Annotated in this window: 16 protein-coding genes and 2 pseudogenes; 12 read left to right on the forward strand and 6 right to left on the reverse strand. The window is 73.0% G+C overall.

The window, feature by feature from the left end:
* Nucleotides 1-57: 57 nt before the first annotated feature.
* From JK359_RS19275 to JK359_RS19285, 3 genes are all read right to left on the reverse strand, one after another.
* The gene (locus tag JK359_RS19275; protein ID WP_201837141.1) at nucleotides 58-312 is read right to left on the reverse strand and encodes a hypothetical protein; all 255 of its coding nucleotides are present in this window, start codon (nucleotides 310-312) and stop codon (nucleotides 58-60) included.
* Nucleotides 309-1,172 carry an isocitrate lyase/PEP mutase family protein gene (locus JK359_RS19280; RefSeq protein ID WP_201837143.1) on the reverse strand — a complete coding sequence of 288 codons (864 nt, stop codon included), beginning with the start codon at nucleotides 1,170-1,172 and terminating at the stop codon, nucleotides 309-311. Before JK359_RS19280 ends, JK359_RS19275 begins: the two co-directional genes overlap by 4 nt.
* Before the next feature lie 301 nt (nucleotides 1,173-1,473).
* A complete protein-coding gene (locus JK359_RS19285) occupies nucleotides 1,474-2,028 on the reverse strand; it encodes a membrane lipoprotein (protein WP_201837145.1) in 555 nt (184 codons plus the stop codon).
* A gap of 167 nt (nucleotides 2,029-2,195) precedes the next feature.
* On the opposite strand from JK359_RS19285, the gene JK359_RS19290 reads away from it, so the two are divergent.
* Together JK359_RS19290 and JK359_RS19295 are read left to right on the forward strand one after the other, a co-directional pair.
* Nucleotides 2,196-3,053, forward strand: coding sequence for a DUF817 domain-containing protein (locus tag JK359_RS19290; RefSeq protein WP_201837147.1), 858 nt, complete (start codon nucleotides 2,196-2,198; stop codon nucleotides 3,051-3,053).
* Nucleotides 3,054-3,077: 24 nt separating this feature from the next.
* Nucleotides 3,078-3,479: a VOC family protein gene (locus JK359_RS19295; protein ID WP_201837149.1), complete on the forward strand. Its 402-nt coding sequence runs from the start codon at nucleotides 3,078-3,080 to the stop codon at nucleotides 3,477-3,479.
* On the opposite strand, the gene JK359_RS40175 is transcribed toward JK359_RS19295, so the two are convergent.
* Both JK359_RS40175 and JK359_RS40180 read right to left on the reverse strand, forming a co-directional pair.
* Nucleotides 3,465-4,148, reverse strand: coding sequence for a helix-turn-helix transcriptional regulator (locus JK359_RS40175; RefSeq protein WP_201837151.1), 684 nt, complete (start codon nucleotides 4,146-4,148; stop codon nucleotides 3,465-3,467). The genes JK359_RS19295 and JK359_RS40175 overlap by 15 nt on opposite strands.
* Before the next feature lie 82 nt (nucleotides 4,149-4,230).
* Nucleotides 4,231-4,563: pseudogene (locus tag JK359_RS40180) on the reverse strand (cupin domain-containing protein); the annotation flags it as partial.
* Between the two features lie 111 nt (nucleotides 4,564-4,674).
* Between JK359_RS40180 and JK359_RS19310 the strand changes: the two are divergent.
* A pseudogene (locus JK359_RS19310) lies at nucleotides 4,675-5,128 on the forward strand (Rossmann-fold NAD(P)-binding domain-containing protein); the annotation flags it as partial.
* Between the two features lie 104 nt (nucleotides 5,129-5,232).
* Here the strand turns inward: JK359_RS19310 and JK359_RS19315 are convergent.
* Entirely contained in the window at nucleotides 5,233-6,408 is a 1,176-nt protein-coding gene (locus JK359_RS19315; RefSeq protein ID WP_201837153.1) for a YihY/virulence factor BrkB family protein, read from the reverse strand.
* Between the two features lie 130 nt (nucleotides 6,409-6,538).
* On the opposite strand from JK359_RS19315, the gene JK359_RS19320 reads away from it, so the two are divergent.
* The 9 genes from JK359_RS19320 to cysC all read left to right on the forward strand — a co-directional run bounded on the left by JK359_RS19320 (nucleotide 6,539) and on the right by cysC (nucleotide 15,533).
* On the forward strand, nucleotides 6,539-8,176 hold the full coding sequence (locus JK359_RS19320; protein ID WP_201837155.1) for an acyl-CoA dehydrogenase family protein: 1,638 nt from the start codon (nucleotides 6,539-6,541) through the stop codon (nucleotides 8,174-8,176).
* Between the two features lie 345 nt (nucleotides 8,177-8,521).
* The gene (locus JK359_RS19325) at nucleotides 8,522-9,808 is read left to right on the forward strand and encodes a GAF domain-containing protein (protein WP_201837158.1); all 1,287 of its coding nucleotides are present in this window, start codon (nucleotides 8,522-8,524) and stop codon (nucleotides 9,806-9,808) included.
* Between the two features lie 184 nt (nucleotides 9,809-9,992).
* Complete coding sequence (locus JK359_RS19330) at nucleotides 9,993-11,327, forward strand: hypothetical protein (RefSeq protein WP_201837160.1); 1,335 nt, start codon at nucleotides 9,993-9,995, stop codon at nucleotides 11,325-11,327.
* A 59-nt stretch (nucleotides 11,328-11,386) separates the two neighbouring features.
* Complete coding sequence (locus JK359_RS19335) at nucleotides 11,387-11,959, forward strand: GNAT family N-acetyltransferase (RefSeq protein ID WP_201837162.1); 573 nt, start codon at nucleotides 11,387-11,389, stop codon at nucleotides 11,957-11,959.
* 127 nt (nucleotides 11,960-12,086) lie between these two features.
* Nucleotides 12,087-12,170, forward strand: a complete 84-nt coding sequence (locus tag JK359_RS40420) for a putative leader peptide (RefSeq protein ID WP_310739661.1) — start codon at nucleotides 12,087-12,089, stop codon at nucleotides 12,168-12,170.
* A gap of 124 nt (nucleotides 12,171-12,294) precedes the next feature.
* Nucleotides 12,295-13,992 carry a nitrite/sulfite reductase gene (locus tag JK359_RS19340; protein WP_201837164.1) on the forward strand — a complete coding sequence of 566 codons (1,698 nt, stop codon included), beginning with the start codon at nucleotides 12,295-12,297 and terminating at the stop codon, nucleotides 13,990-13,992.
* A gap of 28 nt (nucleotides 13,993-14,020) precedes the next feature.
* Complete coding sequence (locus JK359_RS19345; RefSeq protein ID WP_201837166.1) at nucleotides 14,021-14,203, forward strand: hypothetical protein; 183 nt, start codon at nucleotides 14,021-14,023, stop codon at nucleotides 14,201-14,203.
* Nucleotides 14,200-14,910 (forward strand): phosphoadenylyl-sulfate reductase, encoded by a 711-nt coding sequence (locus JK359_RS19350; RefSeq protein WP_201837168.1) that lies wholly within the window; start codon nucleotides 14,200-14,202, stop codon nucleotides 14,908-14,910. Before JK359_RS19345 ends, JK359_RS19350 begins: the two co-directional genes overlap by 4 nt.
* A gap of 86 nt (nucleotides 14,911-14,996) precedes the next feature.
* Nucleotides 14,997-15,533: an adenylyl-sulfate kinase gene (gene cysC, locus JK359_RS19355; RefSeq protein ID WP_201837170.1), complete on the forward strand. Its 537-nt coding sequence runs from the start codon at nucleotides 14,997-14,999 to the stop codon at nucleotides 15,531-15,533.
* Nucleotides 15,534-15,617: the final 84 nt, after the last annotated feature.

Consider the following 15,617-nt stretch of genomic DNA (forward strand, 5'->3'; position numbering starts at 1 on the left):
ACGGCGACGGCCGGGCACCGCCCGCACGGGGTGCCCGGCCGTCCGTCCGGTCCTGTCTCAGTCCTCCTCCGGACGGTCGGCGCCGACGAGCGCCTCCACCACGTCGACGGCGCTGCCGTCGTGGTCGCTGCCCGCGGTGCCGCTGCCCGTCTGGACGTTGCCCGCGCGGTCGACCTCCAGCCAGGAGTCGGCCTGGGAGTTGTCGATCACGGTGATCAGACTCCCGGACGGCGCGGCGGGAGCGGCACCGGCTCCGAGGAGCGCGGCGGCGGCCAGGGCGGCGACGCCGAGCCGGGGCAGGGCACGGCTCACACGCCCACGCCCTCGGGGGTGAGCCGCTCCGGGGCGATGTTGCGTTCCAGCAGGCTGGTGGAGGCCTTCACGCCGACCCCGCTCGCGGGGTCCACCTCGGGCAGCCGGCCGTCGGCCGCCTTGAGGCCGGCGAGCGCGGCGTCCATGGCCTCGTGCGCGGCGAACAGGCACGGGGTGCTGTAGATCGCCACGTCGACGCCCAGGTCGGAGAGTTCACCGAGGGACAGGCGGGGCGACTTGCCGCCGGCGATCTGGTTGAAGAGCAGCGGCTTGTCGCCGACGACCTTGCGGATCCGCTCGATCCACTCGACGCTGCGCACGCCGTCGACCAGGACCACGTCGGCGTCGGTGGCCGCGAGCCGCTCGGCGCGGTGCAGGATGTCGTGCTCGTCCGTGGCGTCGGTACGGGCGACGACGACCAGGTCGTTGCGGGTCTCCAGGACCTTGTGCAGTTTCTCCAGGTACTCCTCCAGTGGCAGCACCTGCTTGCCGTCGGCGTGGCCGCAGCGGCGGGGCCGCTTCTGGTCCTCCAGGATCACGCCGGAGGCGCCGATGCGCTCCAGGCCCTCGACGACGTGACAGGCGACCTCGGGGTCGACGTACCCGTCGTCGATGTCGACCAGCAGGTGGTGGTGCGGGAAGGCGCCCCGCAGCCGCTGGACGAAGGCCACCATGTCGGGCCAGGCGATGAATCCGATGTCGGGCAGCCCGTAGTACGAGGCCGCGAAACCGAAGCCCGATACGAACATCCCGTCGTAGTGCTTGGCCGCGATCGACGCCGAGTACATGTCGTACACGCCGATCAGCGGTGTGGTCCCGGGCCCGGCGATGCGCTCGCGCAGCTTCTTACCGTAAGTCAAGGTCCGGCTCCTCCTGTGGGTGGGTGACGCGGGGCGGGGGGGCCACGCGTCTCGACGCCCTTTGCCAAGACAAGAGCATCTCTAGATAGTCACGTGACCTTCCTCCTATGCGAGCTTTACTCACCCCAATGGCCGAGCCGGTTCACCGCAGAAACGTCACTCGGCGAGCCGTCCCGCCCGGGCGAGCCCCGTTCGGGTGACTCGCGGGGGCCGGGCCGGGCAGGCGCCGGCGGATGCGACCGGGGTCCGCACGGAACAGGCGTCGGGCGGGCGTCCGTCCGGTCACCGTCGCACCGGATGCTCAGCCGGCGCCTTCGGGCACGCCGTTGTCGGGTGCCTCGTCCCCGTACGAGGGCAGGTCGCCGCGCTCCACCGGGGTCGTGGCCGTGGGGGCCGGGGGCAGGAGCGCGGTGAGTTCGGCGGGCGAGGGACGGTGGACGGCGTCCGCGGCCTTACGGAGCACGTCGTCCGAGACCTTCTCGCCGCCGATCCGGACCACACGGCCCTTCGCGGGCGCCACACAGACGTAGCCCCCGGGGCAGTCGGCCGCGCCGCCCCGCTCGGCGTAGAGATGCACCACGGCACCGCCCTCCGCCCAGTACGCGGCGGAGAAGCCGTCGTCGCCGTTCACCCCGACGGACTGCTGCGCGAGCGTGAAGCCCGGTACGTCGGTGACGTAGACGAGTTCCGGCGCGATGCCCAACGAGCGCAGGCGGGCATCCAGTTCGGCCTGCCGCTCGGTGGCGCGGGGCGTCGGGGTGCGGGTGCCGCCCGCATCCGCCTTCTCGGTGCCGCAGGCCGTGAGGAGCGCGGGCAGGAGCAGCAGCAGCGGCAGGGCGCGTATCGGACGGATCATGCCCCCATGCTGCCGCACGGGTGGTCCACTCCGCGGGTCCGGGCGACCACCGGGGCACGGCCGTCGGCGCCGGACGGGCCGCCGGGGGCACCTCCGCCAAGCATTTGAACGCGTTCAATTGCACCCTCTAGGATCGGGGCCCTCACCGTCGGCGTGAAGGAGGGGGCATGCGCCACGAGGAGCGGTGCGACAGGCACAAGCTCCGGCACGGACTCGGGCAACTGGTCCGGTTCGGGGTGCTGCAGGCGCGCGCCTGCGTCTTCGCCGTGGCCCTGCTGGCGGGCATCGGCGCCTCCCGGCTGCTGCCCCCGCTGCCCGTGGCGCGCTACGACCTGGTCCTGGTCTACGGCGTCCTGCTCACCCTCGTCGCCCGCCGGCTGGGCTGGGAGACCCGGCGGGACACCGCCGTGATCGCCGTGTGCCATGCGGTGGGTCTGCTGTTCGAGCTGGTCAAGGTGCGCATGGGGTCGTGGAGTTACCCGGAGGACGCCCTCACGAAGATCGCCGGGGTGCCGCTGTACGGGGGTTTCATGTACGCGGCGGTCGCCGGCTACGTGTGCCGGGCCCGACGGCTGATGCGGCTGCGCTACACCCGCTATCGCGCCGCCGCCACCACCCTGGTGGCCGCCGCCGTCTATCTCAACTTCTTCACCCATCACTGGATACCCGACCTGCGCTGGCCGCTCGCGCTCGCGATGGCCGCGGCGACCGCCGGCACCTGGGTGGGCTTCAGCGTGGGCGCACACCGCTACCGCATGCCCCTGGCCGTCTCCTTCGTCCTGATCGGCTTCTTCCTGTGGGTCGCCGAGAACGCCGCGACGTATGCGGGCGCCTGGAGCTACCCGCAGCAGACCGGCGGCTGGCAGCCGGTGCCGCTGACCAAGTTCGGCGCCTGGGCGCTGCTGATCAGCGTGACCTTCGTGCTCGTCGAACACTTCACGGGAGCCCGCACCGCCCACCGCGCCGGGCCCCCGGAGCCGGGCCGGTGCGTGCCACCCGTGTCCGATTCCTTCAAGACCGGCTGACCGGCGGCCGCCTACGGTGGCCGCATGACCGAACGATTCGCCGTGATCGGCCTGGTGGCCGCCGATCTCGCCGCCACCCTCGCCTTCTACCGCCGCCTCGGGCTGGTCTTCCCGCCGGGAGCCGAGGACCAGCCGCACGTCGAGGCCGAGCTGCCCGGCGGGCTGGTGCTCGCCGTGGACACCGAGGAGACCGTCCGCTCCTTCCACCCCGGCTGGCAGCCGCCCGCCGGCGGGGGCCGGATCACGCTCGCCTTCCGCTGCGGCTCCCCCGCCGAGGTCGACGCCCGCTACCAGGACCTGGTGGCCGCCGGCCACCACGGAGAGCTGAAGCCCTGGGACGCCTTCTGGGGCCAGCGGTACGCCACCGTGCACGACCCCGACGGCAACGGCGTCGACCTGTTCGCGCCGCTGTCAGCCGCCGAGTAGCTCCCCGAGCGGCATACCCGTCAACTGCCGGACGTCCCGGGCCAGGTGAGACTGGTCCGCATAGCCGGCCCGGATCGCCGTCTCGGCGTACGGCGTGCCCGAGCGGGCGAGGGCCAGCGCACGCTGCAGGCGCAGGATGCGGGCCAGGGTCTTCGGGCCGTACCCGAACGCGGCCTGGCAGCGGCGGTGCAACCGGCGTGCGCCGATGCCGAGTTCGTCGGCCGTGGCGGACACCGGGCGCCCCTCGTCCAGGCACTCCACCAGCCGGCGCAGCAGCGGGTCGGGGGCGGGTGCCTGCGCCGCCAGGTCCAGGGCGAGGTCCTCCAGCGCGCTCGCCGGGTCCACGGCCGCCGTCACGCGGTCCCGCAGTCCGCGTACCCGCGCGGCGGGCCAAAGGTCCGCCAACTCCACCCGCCGGTCACGCAGTTCGTGCGCCGGGACGCCGAGCAGGGTGGGCGCGGTGCCGGGGAAGAAGCGGACGCCCGCCCAGGACCGGGCCGGGCCCCGGGGCACGTGGGGACGGGTGTCGGGCCCCGCGACCAGCAGCCGGCCCTCGCTCCACAGCAGGTCCATGCAGCCGTCGGGCAGCACGGGCCGGCCGTCGGCACCGCTCGGGGAGTTCGTCCACACGACCGCACCGGCCAGGCGGGAAGCGCGCTCCGCATACACGGCAGCCAGCGTACGCCGCGGACGGCACCGGGGCGCGACCCCTCAGGAGCGGAGCGCTGCGCCGCCCGTCCGGTGTTCCTGGGGGCTCACTCCGTACATGCGTTCGAAGGCGGTCGACAGGGCGAACGCGGGCGGTGTCCGGGGTGTCGGCACAGGTGTACGGCTCCGGGCCGCGCGCGATCGCCAGGCCGCCCGGTCCCAGCCGCACCGGCTCCTCGCCGGCGTCCGGGGTGATCCAGCAGCCGCCCCGCGCCATGACCATCACCGTGAGCGGCGCCCGGTCCGCCACGCGCACGGACCACGGTGGGTCGAAACACGCGCGGATCATGAAGGCGCCACGCGCGCGGGGACCGTCCAACAGACCGGCGAGGGGGTCGCCCCGCACGAGGGTGCCCGGGCGTGGGGGAGCGTCCATGGAGGCAGCGTAGACGCACGCTTATGGAGACGAGCCGCTCGGCGATGTCCCCGCGGTGTGCCCGGCAGTTGACTGGCAGGCACGACACAGAACGCGGAGTGCGCGGGGCACGGTGCGCTGGCCGAGGAGCTGCGGGAGAGCGGGGAGCTGGTGTTCCCGGGGGGCACGGTGCGGGAGCCGTTCGTCGACCTGCGGGACGTGGCGGACGTGGTGACGGCCCTGCTCACCGAGGGGGGAACGGTACGCGGACCGGTTCGCCGGGCGGACCCTGGAGGTGTCCGGGCCGCGGCTGCTGAGCTTCGGTGAGGCGGTCGCGGAGATCGCGGCGGTGTCGGGGCGCGCGCTGTCGTACCGGGCGGTCGCGCCCCGGGACTACGGTGCGCGGCTGGCCGGGTTCGGTGTGCCGCCGCAGGAGGCGGAGTTCCTGACCGGGCTGTTCGGGTCCCTGCTCGACGGGCGGAACGCCCACCTCTCGGACGGGGTGCGGCAGGTGCTGGGCCGTGCGCCGCGGGACTTCGGCGACTTCGCCCGCGAGGCCGCCGCGGCCGGCGTGCGGAGGAGCTGATCCCGCCCGGCGGGGCCCCGGCGGGCGGGACTCGCCCCGCCCGCCGGGGACATCACGGGACCGGCGGCGCCCACCCCTCCTGCGGGTGCGCGCCGCCCGGGGCGTCACCGGTCCGGACGTGCCGGGCCGCCGTTGCCCGCGTCCGTCCCGTGGCCCCGGTGCGCGTGGTGGTGGGGGTTCTTGGCGTGGGTGCGGAGGCGGGCCGTGACGTCCTCCGGGGGCAGGAAGCGGGACCAGCGCTCGGGGAACTCCGAGGGCATGTCGGGGTCGTCGGGGTCGGCCTCGCGGGCCGCGGCGGCGCGGGCGACGTACTCGGCGACCTGGGCCTCCCGGATCCGCTCGTTCGCCTCGCGGGCGGCGGCCGTCGCGGCGGCGGGCCATACCCGGTCGATCGCCGCGTTCACCGCCGCGCCGACGAGCACGGCGAAGGCGGACACGCCGATCCACAGCAGCACGGCGACGGCGGCGGCGAGAGAGCCGTAGATCGTGGCGCCCTCGATGGTGTTCGTGAGGTAGATGCGCAGCAGGAAGCTGCCCAGGACCCACATGGCGAGGGCGACCAGGGCGCCGGGCACGTCCTCGATCCACGGGGAGCGGACCGGCACGGACACGTGGTACAGGGTGGTCAGGAAGACGATGGACAGGACGATCACGACCGGCCAGTACAGGACCTGGACGACCGTCTCCGACCAGGGCACCACCCGCACCACCGCGTCCGGCCCGGCCACCATCAGCGGCAGCGCCACCGAGCCGATCAGCAGGGCCACGATGAACAGCAGGAACGCCATGATCCGGGTCTTGACGATGCCGCGGACGCCGTCGAGCCCGTACATCACGGTGATGGTGTCGATGAAGACGTTCACCGCGCGCGAGCCCGACCACAGGGCGAACAGGAAGCCGATGGAGATGACGTCGGGCCGGCCGCCCTGCATCACGTCGTGCAGGATGGGCTCGGCGATCTCCTTCACGCCCTTGTCGGACAGGACCGTCCGGGAGGCCTCCAGGAGGTTGGTCTCCAGGCTGTGGATGGTGTCGGCGCCGGTCCAGTCGTCGACGTAGCCGAGCAGTCCGATGAGGCTGAGCAGCAGCGGCGGCACGGACAGCAGCGTGAAGAACGCCGCCTCGGCCGCCAGGCCCAGGATGCGGTACTCCATGCAGGAGTCGACGGTGTCCTTGAGCAGCAGCCAGGCGGTCCTGCGCTTGGAGACGTTCCGGTAGAGGGCTCTGGCCCGGTGGAGCCGACCGGCCGGCCGCTCGGGGGTTTCACTTGCTGGCTGCACGACCCAAAGGTATCCGCAGCACGGGACCGCCCTCACCTTTCGGGGCAGGTGACCGCATCCAAAGCGCCCGGCGGCGCCCGTGTGCCACTCTGGAGGCCATCATCGCCGCCTTCCCGGGTAGGTTCGATCCATGGCAGGGACCCCCACCCACACCGTGACGAACCAGCCGCCTCCCCTGGTCGGCTACGACGTCTTCGCCGCCGACCGCGCCCTCACCGAGGCCGTCGACCGCCACACCGCCCCGGACGTCCTGGACGAGGTGCGCGCGGAGCTGGGCGCGCTCGGCCGCGCCGCCGGCTCGGCGCAGCTGCAGGAGTGGGCGACGCAGGCGAACGAGCACCCGCCGCGGCTGCGCACCCACGACCGGTACGGCCACCGGGTCGACGAGGTCGAGTTCCATCCGGCCTGGCACCGGCTGCTCGGCAAGGGCGTCTCGGCCGGGCTGACCGGGGCCTGGACCCGGCCGTCCGGGCACGTGCGCAGGGCGGCCGGGTTCCTGGTCTGGACGCAGGCCGAGGCGGGCACCTGCTGCCCGCTGTCGATGACGCACGCGGCCGTGCCGGCGCTGCGCACCGACCCGGAGCTGGCCGCCGAGTGGGAGCCCCGGCTCGCGTCCACGATCTACGACCGCCAGCTGCGGCCCGCCGGGCAGAAGCCGGGCGCGCTGTTCGGAATGGGCATGACCGAGAAGCAGGGCGGCAGCGACGTCCGCGCGAACACCACCTCGGCACAGCCCCTCGCGGAGCCCGGTACGTACGTGCTGACCGGGCACAAGTGGTTCTGCTCGGCGCCCATGTCGGACGCGTTCCTGGTGCTCGCTCAGGCACCGGGCGGGCTGACCTGCTTCCTGGTCCCGCGGGTCCTGCCCGACGGCAGCCGCAACGTCTTCCTCGTCCAGCGGCTCAAGGACAAACTGGGCAACCGCTCCAACGCCTCCGCCGAGGTCGAGTTCGACGGCACCTGGGCGCGCCGGGTCGGCGAGGAGGGGCGCGGGGTGCCCACGATCATCGGGATGGTCGCCGCGACGCGCCTGGACTGCGCGCTCGGCTCGGCGGGCCTGATGCGGCAGGCGGTGGCGCAGGCCGTGCACCACTGCTCCTACCGGGAGGCGTTCGGCGGGAAGCTGGTCGACAAGCCCCTGATGCGCAACGTGCTCGCCGATCTCGCGCTGGAGTCGGAGGCCGCGACCACGCTGGCCCTGCGGCTCGCCGCCGCGTACGACGACGGCGGCGAGCAGGAGCGCGCCTTCCTGCGGATCGCGGTGCCGGCCGCGAAGTACTGGATCACGAAGCGCTGTGCGCCCGTGGCCGTCGAGGCCGCCGAGTGCCTGGGCGGGAACGGGTACGTCGAGGAGTCCGGCCTGCCCCGGCTGGTGCGGGAGTCGCCGCTGAACTCCGTCTGGGAGGGCGCCGGGAACGTACAGGCGCTGGACGTGCTGCGGGCGTTGCAGCGGGAGCCGGGCGCGCTGGACGCCTGCCTCACCGAGATCGGCCGGGCGCACGGCGCCGACCACCGGCTGGACCGGGCGGTGAAGGACCTGTTCACCGAACTCGCCGACCTGGCCGGCATCGAGGGCCGGGCCCGGCGCCTGGTGGAGCGGCTGGCGCTCGTCCTTCAGGGCTCGCTGCTGGTGCGGCACGCGCCCGAGGAGGTGGCCGACGCCTTCTGCGCCTCCCGCCTGGGCGGCGACCACGGCGCGTCGTTCGGCACGCTGCCGGCGGGCCTGGACCTGAAGTCGGTGGTGGACCGGGCCGGGCCGGCGTCCTGAGCGAGCCGGCCGGTCCCGTCCGGGGGCGCGGGGCCGTGCCTGGCGTGCCGTTCACCGGACGGCTGGGGGTGGTGCTGCGCCGACACGGCACCACCCCCATCAACTGGGGCCCCGTTGAGCCCGCGGACGCGCAATGCGTCGTGGTCAAGTCTCAGCCACCCCACTCCGGTTCACCAGGGTTGCAAGGGGTTGCAACTTATGGGGGCACATGCGCGGAGTCTGTGCCTCCAGCCGGTCCGGAACGGCACTATGAGAGGCACAGTCGGACCGGAAACCGCCGCCCGGACGGCTTGACAAGTGTGTTCGAAGCCCTTTTCCGGGAGGACCTCAGTGGGGAACCGGCCGATGAACGTGGCCCGCCTGGCAACCGTGGACGCGGCGCAGGCGGCGCGGCTGCTGAGCGAGGTGCGCGAGGCCGCGCTCGCCGGACAACGTGCACGGCTCGCGCCCAGGCCGGTGATCGAGCAGTCGTGGGGACGGATGCTGCGCAGTGGTGTCGACCCTGAACGCGGCCTGAGATCCCGGGTGTTGTCCTCCGACGAGGTGCTCCGGCGGCGGGAGGAGTCGCCGCTGCGGCAGGTACTCCCGGTGTTGCGCGAGGGGCTGCTTTCGGTCGCGGACGTCGCCCAGCACATCATGGTCGTCGCGGACGCCGACGGACGGGTGCTGTGGCGGGAGGGCGCCGCGCCGGTGCTGCGCAAAGCGGACTCGCTCGGATTCGAACCGGGCGCGGACTGGCGGGAAGACGTCGTCGGCACCAACGGGGTGGGCACCCCGGCGGTGGTGCGGCGGCCCGTCCAGGTCTTCGCCGCCGAGCACTTCGTACGGGCGCACTCGTCCTGGACCTGTTCGGGCGCCCCGATCACCGATCCGCGTGACGGCCGGCTGCTCGGTGTGGTGGACGTGAGCGGCCCGCTGGAGACCATGCATCCGGCCACCCTCGCCTGGGTGGACTCGGTGGCCAAGCTGGCCGAGGCCCGGCTGCGGGAGCTGCACGTGGCCTCGCTGGAGCAACTGCGGGCGGTGGCGGCGCCGGTGCTGGCGCGGCTGGGCGGGCGGGCGCTCGTGGTGGACCGGGACGGCTGGACGGCGGCCGTGAGCGGGATGCCGTACGTGCGGCGGGCGACGCTGCCGAAGTCGCTCGCGCCGGGCCACCGGTGGCTGCCCTCGCTCGGCTCGTGCACGGTGGAGCCGCTGGCCGGGGGCTGGCTGCTGCGGACGGAGGACGAACCGCTCGCCGCCGCCCGCCGGGTCGTGCTGGATCTGGCCCGGCCGGGCCGCTGCACGGTGACCGTCATGGCCTCGGCGGCTTCCTGGTCGAGCGAACTGAGTCCGCGGCACGCCGAGTTGCTGTTCCTGCTCGCCGAGCACCGGGGCGGCCGGGGGGCGGCGGGGCTGGCCGAGGATCTGTTCGGAGACCCGTCCAAGACGGTGACCGTGCGGGCCGAGATGTCCAGGGTCAGGCGGTACCTCGGGGATCTCCTGCGCCATCGGCCGTATCGTTTCTGCGAAGATGTGGAAGTCGAGGTGCTGCTCCCCGCTGACCCTCGCGACCTGCTCCCCCAGTCGACGGCACCGGCAGTGACCCGGAAACGGAACGGCCCGGCGGACGACCGGCCCACCTCTTTCTGAGCGCACGCGAACCACCGCTCCCCCGGACCGCGTCCCGTGCCGTCCGAACGCTCCGTTTCGTCCATGTGCGGGGACTTGGCCCTGCCCGGCCCGTTCCTGCCGTAGCATCCCGTAAGGGCCTCCCCACCTGCTCCTCGCGTCAACGTACGGACCGAGAGGCGCAGTTGGCCCGTCTGGAGGAGAGATGAAGCATCGCGGCAGACACCGCCGACGCAGACGGGGCGCGGCCCTGCGTGCCGTGCTGGCCGGGACCGCGCTGGCGCTCACCGCCGCCGCGACCCTGATCAGCGCGTCCCAGGCCCAGATCAGCGAGGACCCCGGCGCGTTGAAGGCGCTGACCTCTGCGGCGGACGCCGGCCGGCTCCGGCTCCAGGAGCACCCGGTCCCCGCCCGCACCCTGGACCGGCTCTCCGCCTCGATGGGCACCCCGGTGGGTGTGGACGCGGTGCTGCGCAGCGCCGACCGCACCCTCCGCGAGGCCGGCGACTGCTCCTCCGCCGACCGTGCCTCGCTGCCCGTCGCCCCGGCCGCCACCCGTGCCTACTGCTGGGACCCGGCGGACACCGGCGCCACCGCCTGGCGGCCGGCCTCCGTGACCACCTCGGGGGACGCCGACGACGACGGCGTCTGGGGCACCCACCGGGTCGTCCTCGCCGGCTGGACCCACGACACCCGTACCGGCCGCGCCGCCGAGCGCGGCCTGGCCCGGGTCGCCTTCGTCGACGCGGACGACCCCGCCCGCCCCGCCTACCGCTGGGCGCTGCTGGTGGTACCGGTGCAGGGCGGCCGGGACTACCGGGGCCTGACCTCCGGCATCTCCGGCATGGTCTGGTACGGGAACAAGCTGCTCGTCACCACCACCGCCGGCAGCGCGGACGCGCTCTACGTCTACGACCTCGACCGCATCCAGCGCACCACGGCCGACGGGCCCGCCGTCGGCCGGGTGCCGGGCGGCTGGTCCGCCGACGGCTACCGCTACGTGCTCCCGGCCGTCGGTTCCTACCGCTTCACCGCCGGCTCCTGCTCCGCCTCCGGGCCGCCCTGCCCGGGCGCGCTCGCCCTCGACCGCGGTACGGCACCCGACAGCATGGTCGCCGCCGAGTGGACCGCTCCCGGCAGCGACCGGCCGGCCCGGCTGTGGCGGTACGCGTTCAGCACGGACCCGGCCCGCGCCGGGCTGCTCGCCACGGACGCCGCGGGACGGACGGACGCGGTGGAGGCGTACCGGACCCGGGCGTCCGGGATCCGCGGGGTGCTCTCGTACCGGGAGCCCGGGGCGGACCGCACGTCCTGGTATGTGGGACGACTGCCCGGTGGGCAGGACGGCCACGGCGGACTGTGGCGGCAGGACACCGAGGGCGCCCGGGCCGCCCACTGCGGTGCCGACGCCTCGCGCCGCTGCTGGGCACAGGGCGCGGGCTCCCTGTCCCACTGGCAGGGGAACGGCGAGGTCTGGTCACTGTCGGACCGGATGCTGTTCGCCCTGCCCCTGGCCGCGCTCGACCGCTCCGTGGGCTGATCAGGCCCGTCCCGGGAAGCGATCGACAGACCGCGCCCCGGGATGATTCCCTGGCCGGCATGAGCAGCATCCCTGTCACCACCTGGTCCCTGGAGCAGACCTCCCCGGCCGATCTCCTGCCCGCCGCCGCGCCCGAGGGCGACGTCCGGATCGTCCGCGCCGAGGTGCCCTCCCCCGAGTTCAGCCGGTTCCTGTACGCCTCGGTCGGCGGCGACATCCGCTGGACCGACCGGCTGGGGTGGACCTACGCGCAGTGGCAGGCGTACCTGGAGCGGCCCGGCGTGGAGACCTGGGTGGCCTACGACCGGGGTACCCCGGCCGGCTACGTGGAGCTGGAACCGCAGGACGAGGGTGCGGTCGAGATCGTCTACTTCGGGCTCGTCCCGGCGTTCCGCGGCCGGCGCATCGGCGGCCACCTGCTGGCCCACGGCGCGGCCCGCGCCTGGGACCTGGCCGAGCGGTGGCCGGGGCGGGCGCCGACCAAGCGGGTGTGGCTGCACACCTGCAGCAAGGACGGCGAGCACGCCATGGCCAACTACCAGCGGCGGGGGTTCAAGCTGTTCGACACCAAGGTGGAAGTGGAACCGGAAGTGGCCGTACCGGGTCCCTGGCCCGGGGCATACCCCGCCTGACCTGCCGGGACAAGCCTCCCGACGACGTATGTGAGCGACGACACCCTTGTTCCACACTTCGGGACAAGGGTGTCCGCATGATGGACGAAGCTGGACTCTGTCCAGATCGCCGTGACACGCTTCGGTCATGCCTGGAACTGGAATTGCCTTGGTGAGTCGGCGGCACGTCGACCTCGGCCGCATGTCCAGCGCCATCTGTCCGGCGAGCTGACGCTCCAGCACCGCCGCGAACACCCGCATCCCATTCTCCTTGCGCAATGACGCGCACGCCTGCCTGCGTGCGCGCATCTGTGCAGGTCAGAGCTGACTCCCACCGGTCCGAAGGACGTAGAACCATGGCCGCCACGCCACAGAACCCCGCCGCCTCCGCGCCCCGCCGCAAGGTGAGCCGTCACCGCGGTGAGGGCCAGTGGGCCGCCGGCCACTTCACGCCGCTCAACGGCAACGAGCAGGTGAAGAAGGACGACGACGGTCTCAATGTGCGGACACGTATTGAGACGATCTACTCCAAGCGGGGCTTCGACTCGATCGACCCGAGCGACCTGCGCGGACGGATGCGCTGGTGGGGGCTGTACACCCAGCGCAAGCCCGGGATCGACGGTGGCAAGACGGCGATCCTGGAACCGGAGGAGCTGGACGACGAGCACTTCATGCTGCGCGTCCGCATCGACGGCGGCGCGCTGACCACGCGGCAGCTCCGCGTGATCGGCGAGATCTCGCAGGAGTTCGCGCGCGGCACCGCGGACATCACCGACCGGCAGAACGTCCAGTACCACTGGATCCGGATCGAGGACGTGCCCGAGATCTGGGAGCGGCTCGAGGCCGTGGGCCTGTCCACCGTCACCGCCTGTGGTGACACCCCGCGTGTGATGATCGGCTCCCCGGTGGCGGGCATCGCCGAGGACGAGATCATCGACGCCACGCCGGCGCTGGAGGAGATGAAGCGCCGCGTCCTGAACAACAAGGCGTACTCGAACCTCCCCCGGAAGTTCAAGACGGCCATCTCGGGCTCGCCTCTGCTGGACGTGGTGCACGAGATCAACGACGTCGCGTTCGTCGGCGTGCGGCACCCCGAACACGGGCCGGGCTTCGACGTGTGGGTCGGCGGCGGGCTGTCCACCAACCCCAAGCTGGGCGTGCGGCTCGGCACCTGGGTGCCGATCGACGAGGTCCCGGACGTCTACGAGGGCGTCATCTCCATCTTCCGTGACTACGGCTACCGCCGGCTGCGCAACCGGGCCCGGCTGAAGTTCCTGGTCGCCGACTGGGGCGCGGAGAAGTTCCGGCAGGTGCTGGAGGACGAGTACCTCAAGCGCGAGCTGGTCGACGGGCCCGCCCCCGAGCAGCCGGTGCAGCAGTGGCGCGACCACATCGGCGTGCACCGGCAGAAGGACGGCCGGTTCTACGTCGGTTTCGCCCCGCGGGTCGGCCGGGTGGACGGTGCCACGCTGACGAAGGTCGCCGACCTCGCCGAGGCACACGGCTCGGGCCGGGTCCGTACCACCGTCGAGCAGAAGATGATCGTCCTCGATGTCGAGCAGGACCGGGTCGACTCGCTGGTCGAGGGCCTGGAGGCGCTGGACCTCACCGCCCGGCCGTCCTCCTTCCGGCGCGGCACCATGGCCTGCACCGGCATCGAGTTCTGCAAGCTCGCCATCGTCGAGACCAAGCAGCGCGGTGCGCAGCTGATCGACGAGCTGGAGCGGCGCCTCCCGGACTTCGACGAGCCGCTCACCATCAACCTCAACGGCTGCCCCAACGCCTGCGCCCGCATCCAGGTCGCGGACATCGGTCTCAAGGGCCAGCTGGTGCTGAACGACCGGGGCGAGCAGGTCGAGGGCTACCAGGTGCACCTCGGCGGCGCCCTCGGGCTGGAGCCGGGCTTCGGCCGCAAGGTCCGCGGTCTGAAGGTGACGTCGGACGAGCTGCCCGACTACATCGAGCGGGTGCTCAAGCGCTTCCAGGCGGAGCGGGAGGCCGGCGAGCGGTTCGCCACCTGGGCCGCGCGCGCTTCCGAGGAGGCCCTTTCGTGAGCGGCGCGAACGAGACGAAGGACGCAGCATGAGCGAGCGGGCCGCACCTTTCCACTGCCCCTACTGCGGCGACGAGGACCTGCGTCCGAGCGAGCAGGGTCACGGCGCCTGGGAGTGCGGGGCGTGCAACCGCGCATTCCAGCTGAAGTTCCTCGGGCTGCTGTCCCGTGGGCTGACGCGAGCCGACCACGGAGGGGACGAGCGAATATGACGACCGCTCAGCAAGAGCGTACCGGCGAGGAGTTGAAGGCGCTCGCCGAGCAGGCGGGCCGTGACCTCGAGGACGCCTCCGCGCTGGAGATCCTCCAGTGGGCGGTGGACACCTTCGGCGAGCGGTTCTGCGTCACCTCCTCGATGGAGGACGCCGTGGTCGCCCATCTCGCCTCGCGCGTGCTGAAGGGCGTCGACGTCGTCTTCCTCGACACCGGCTACCACTTCCCGGAGACCATCGGCACCCGGGACGCCGTGGAGGCCGTGATGGACGTCAACGTCATCACCCTCACCCCGCGGCAGACGGTCGCCGAACAGGACGCGGAGTACGGCCCGAAGCTGCACGACCGCGACCCCGACCTGTGCTGCAGGCTGCGCAAGGTACAGCCTCTCGAAGAGGGCCTGGCGGGCTACCAGGCCTGGGCGACCGGCCTGCGCCGCGACGAGTCCCCAACCCGGGCGAACACGCCGGTCGTCGGCTGGGACGAGAAGCGGCGGAAGGTCAAGATCTCACCGATCGCCCGCTGGACCCAGGACGACGTGGACGCGTACGTCACCGAACACGGCGTCCTCACCAACCCGTTGCTGATGGACGGCTACGCGTCCGTCGGCTGTGCCCCGTGCACCCGCAGGGTCCTGGAGGGCGAGGACGCGCGCGCCGGCCGCTGGGCGGGCCGGGCCAAGACCGAGTGCGGGCTGCACGGATGACGGCGCGCACAGCACCACACACGCCGTCCGCCGCAGCTGTCGGCACCGCTGCGACGGACACGACCACCGCGACCCAGGAGAACCACGTGACGACCGGAGCCACCGTCTGGCTCACGGGCCTGCCGAGCGCCGGCAAGACCACCATCGCGTACGAGCTGGCCGGCCGGCTGCGCGCCGAGGGCCACCGCGTCGAGGTGCTCGACGGCGACGAGATCCGCGAGTTCATCTCGGCGGGCCTCGGCTTCTCCCGCGAGGACCGGCACACCAACGTGCAGCGCATCGGCTTCCTCGCCGAGCTGCTGGCCCGCAACGGCGTCACGGCGCTGGTGCCGGTGATCGCACCGTACGCGGACAGCCGGGACGGCGTACGCAAGCGGCACGAGGAGAACGGGACGCCGTACCTCGAGGTGCATGTGGCGACCCCGGTCGACGTGTGCAGCGTGCGCGATGTGAAGGGCCTGTACGCCAAGCAGGCCGCGGGCGAGCTGACCGGGCTGACCGGTGTGGACGACCCGTACGAGGAGCCGGAGAGGCCCGATCTGCGGATCGAGTCGCAGCACCAGACCGTGCAGGAGTCCGCGGCGTCCGTGTACGCCCTGCTGAGCGAGAGGGGACTGGCATGACGACCGTGGCCAAGGTCGAGGACGGCACGGAGAGCCCGTACGCCCTGTCGCACCTGGACGCGCTGGAGTCCGAGGCGGTGCACA

The sequence above is a fragment of the Streptomyces actinomycinicus genome (assembly GCF_016741775.1).
In the GTDB taxonomy this organism is placed as follows: domain Bacteria; phylum Actinomycetota; class Actinomycetes; order Streptomycetales; family Streptomycetaceae; genus Streptomyces; species Streptomyces actinomycinicus.

Bases quoted from the DNA above. Each gene is read 5' to 3' on its own strand.
- JK359_RS19285 (WP_201837145.1), bottom strand. From the start codon at position 2,028: ATGATCCGTCCGATACGCGCCCTGCCGCTGCTGCTGCTCCTGCCCGCG.
- JK359_RS40420 (WP_310739661.1), top strand. From the start codon at position 12,087: ATGCCTGGAACTGGAATTGCCTTGGTGAGTCGGCGGCACGTCGACCTC.
- JK359_RS19340 (WP_201837164.1), top strand. From the start codon at position 12,295: ATGGCCGCCACGCCACAGAACCCCGCCGCCTCCGCGCCCCGCCGCAAG.
- JK359_RS19290 (WP_201837147.1), top strand. From the start codon at position 2,196: ATGCGCCACGAGGAGCGGTGCGACAGGCACAAGCTCCGGCACGGACTC.
- JK359_RS19335 (WP_201837162.1), top strand. From the start codon at position 11,387: ATGAGCAGCATCCCTGTCACCACCTGGTCCCTGGAGCAGACCTCCCCG.
- JK359_RS19320 (WP_201837155.1), top strand. From the start codon at position 6,539: ATGGCAGGGACCCCCACCCACACCGTGACGAACCAGCCGCCTCCCCTG.
- JK359_RS19350 (WP_201837168.1), top strand. From the start codon at position 14,200: ATGACGACCGCTCAGCAAGAGCGTACCGGCGAGGAGTTGAAGGCGCTC.
- JK359_RS19330 (WP_201837160.1), top strand. From the start codon at position 9,993: ATGAAGCATCGCGGCAGACACCGCCGACGCAGACGGGGCGCGGCCCTG.
- JK359_RS19345 (WP_201837166.1), top strand. From the start codon at position 14,021: ATGAGCGAGCGGGCCGCACCTTTCCACTGCCCCTACTGCGGCGACGAG.
- JK359_RS19325 (WP_201837158.1), top strand. From the start codon at position 8,522: ATGAACGTGGCCCGCCTGGCAACCGTGGACGCGGCGCAGGCGGCGCGG.
- JK359_RS19295 (WP_201837149.1), top strand. From the start codon at position 3,078: ATGACCGAACGATTCGCCGTGATCGGCCTGGTGGCCGCCGATCTCGCC.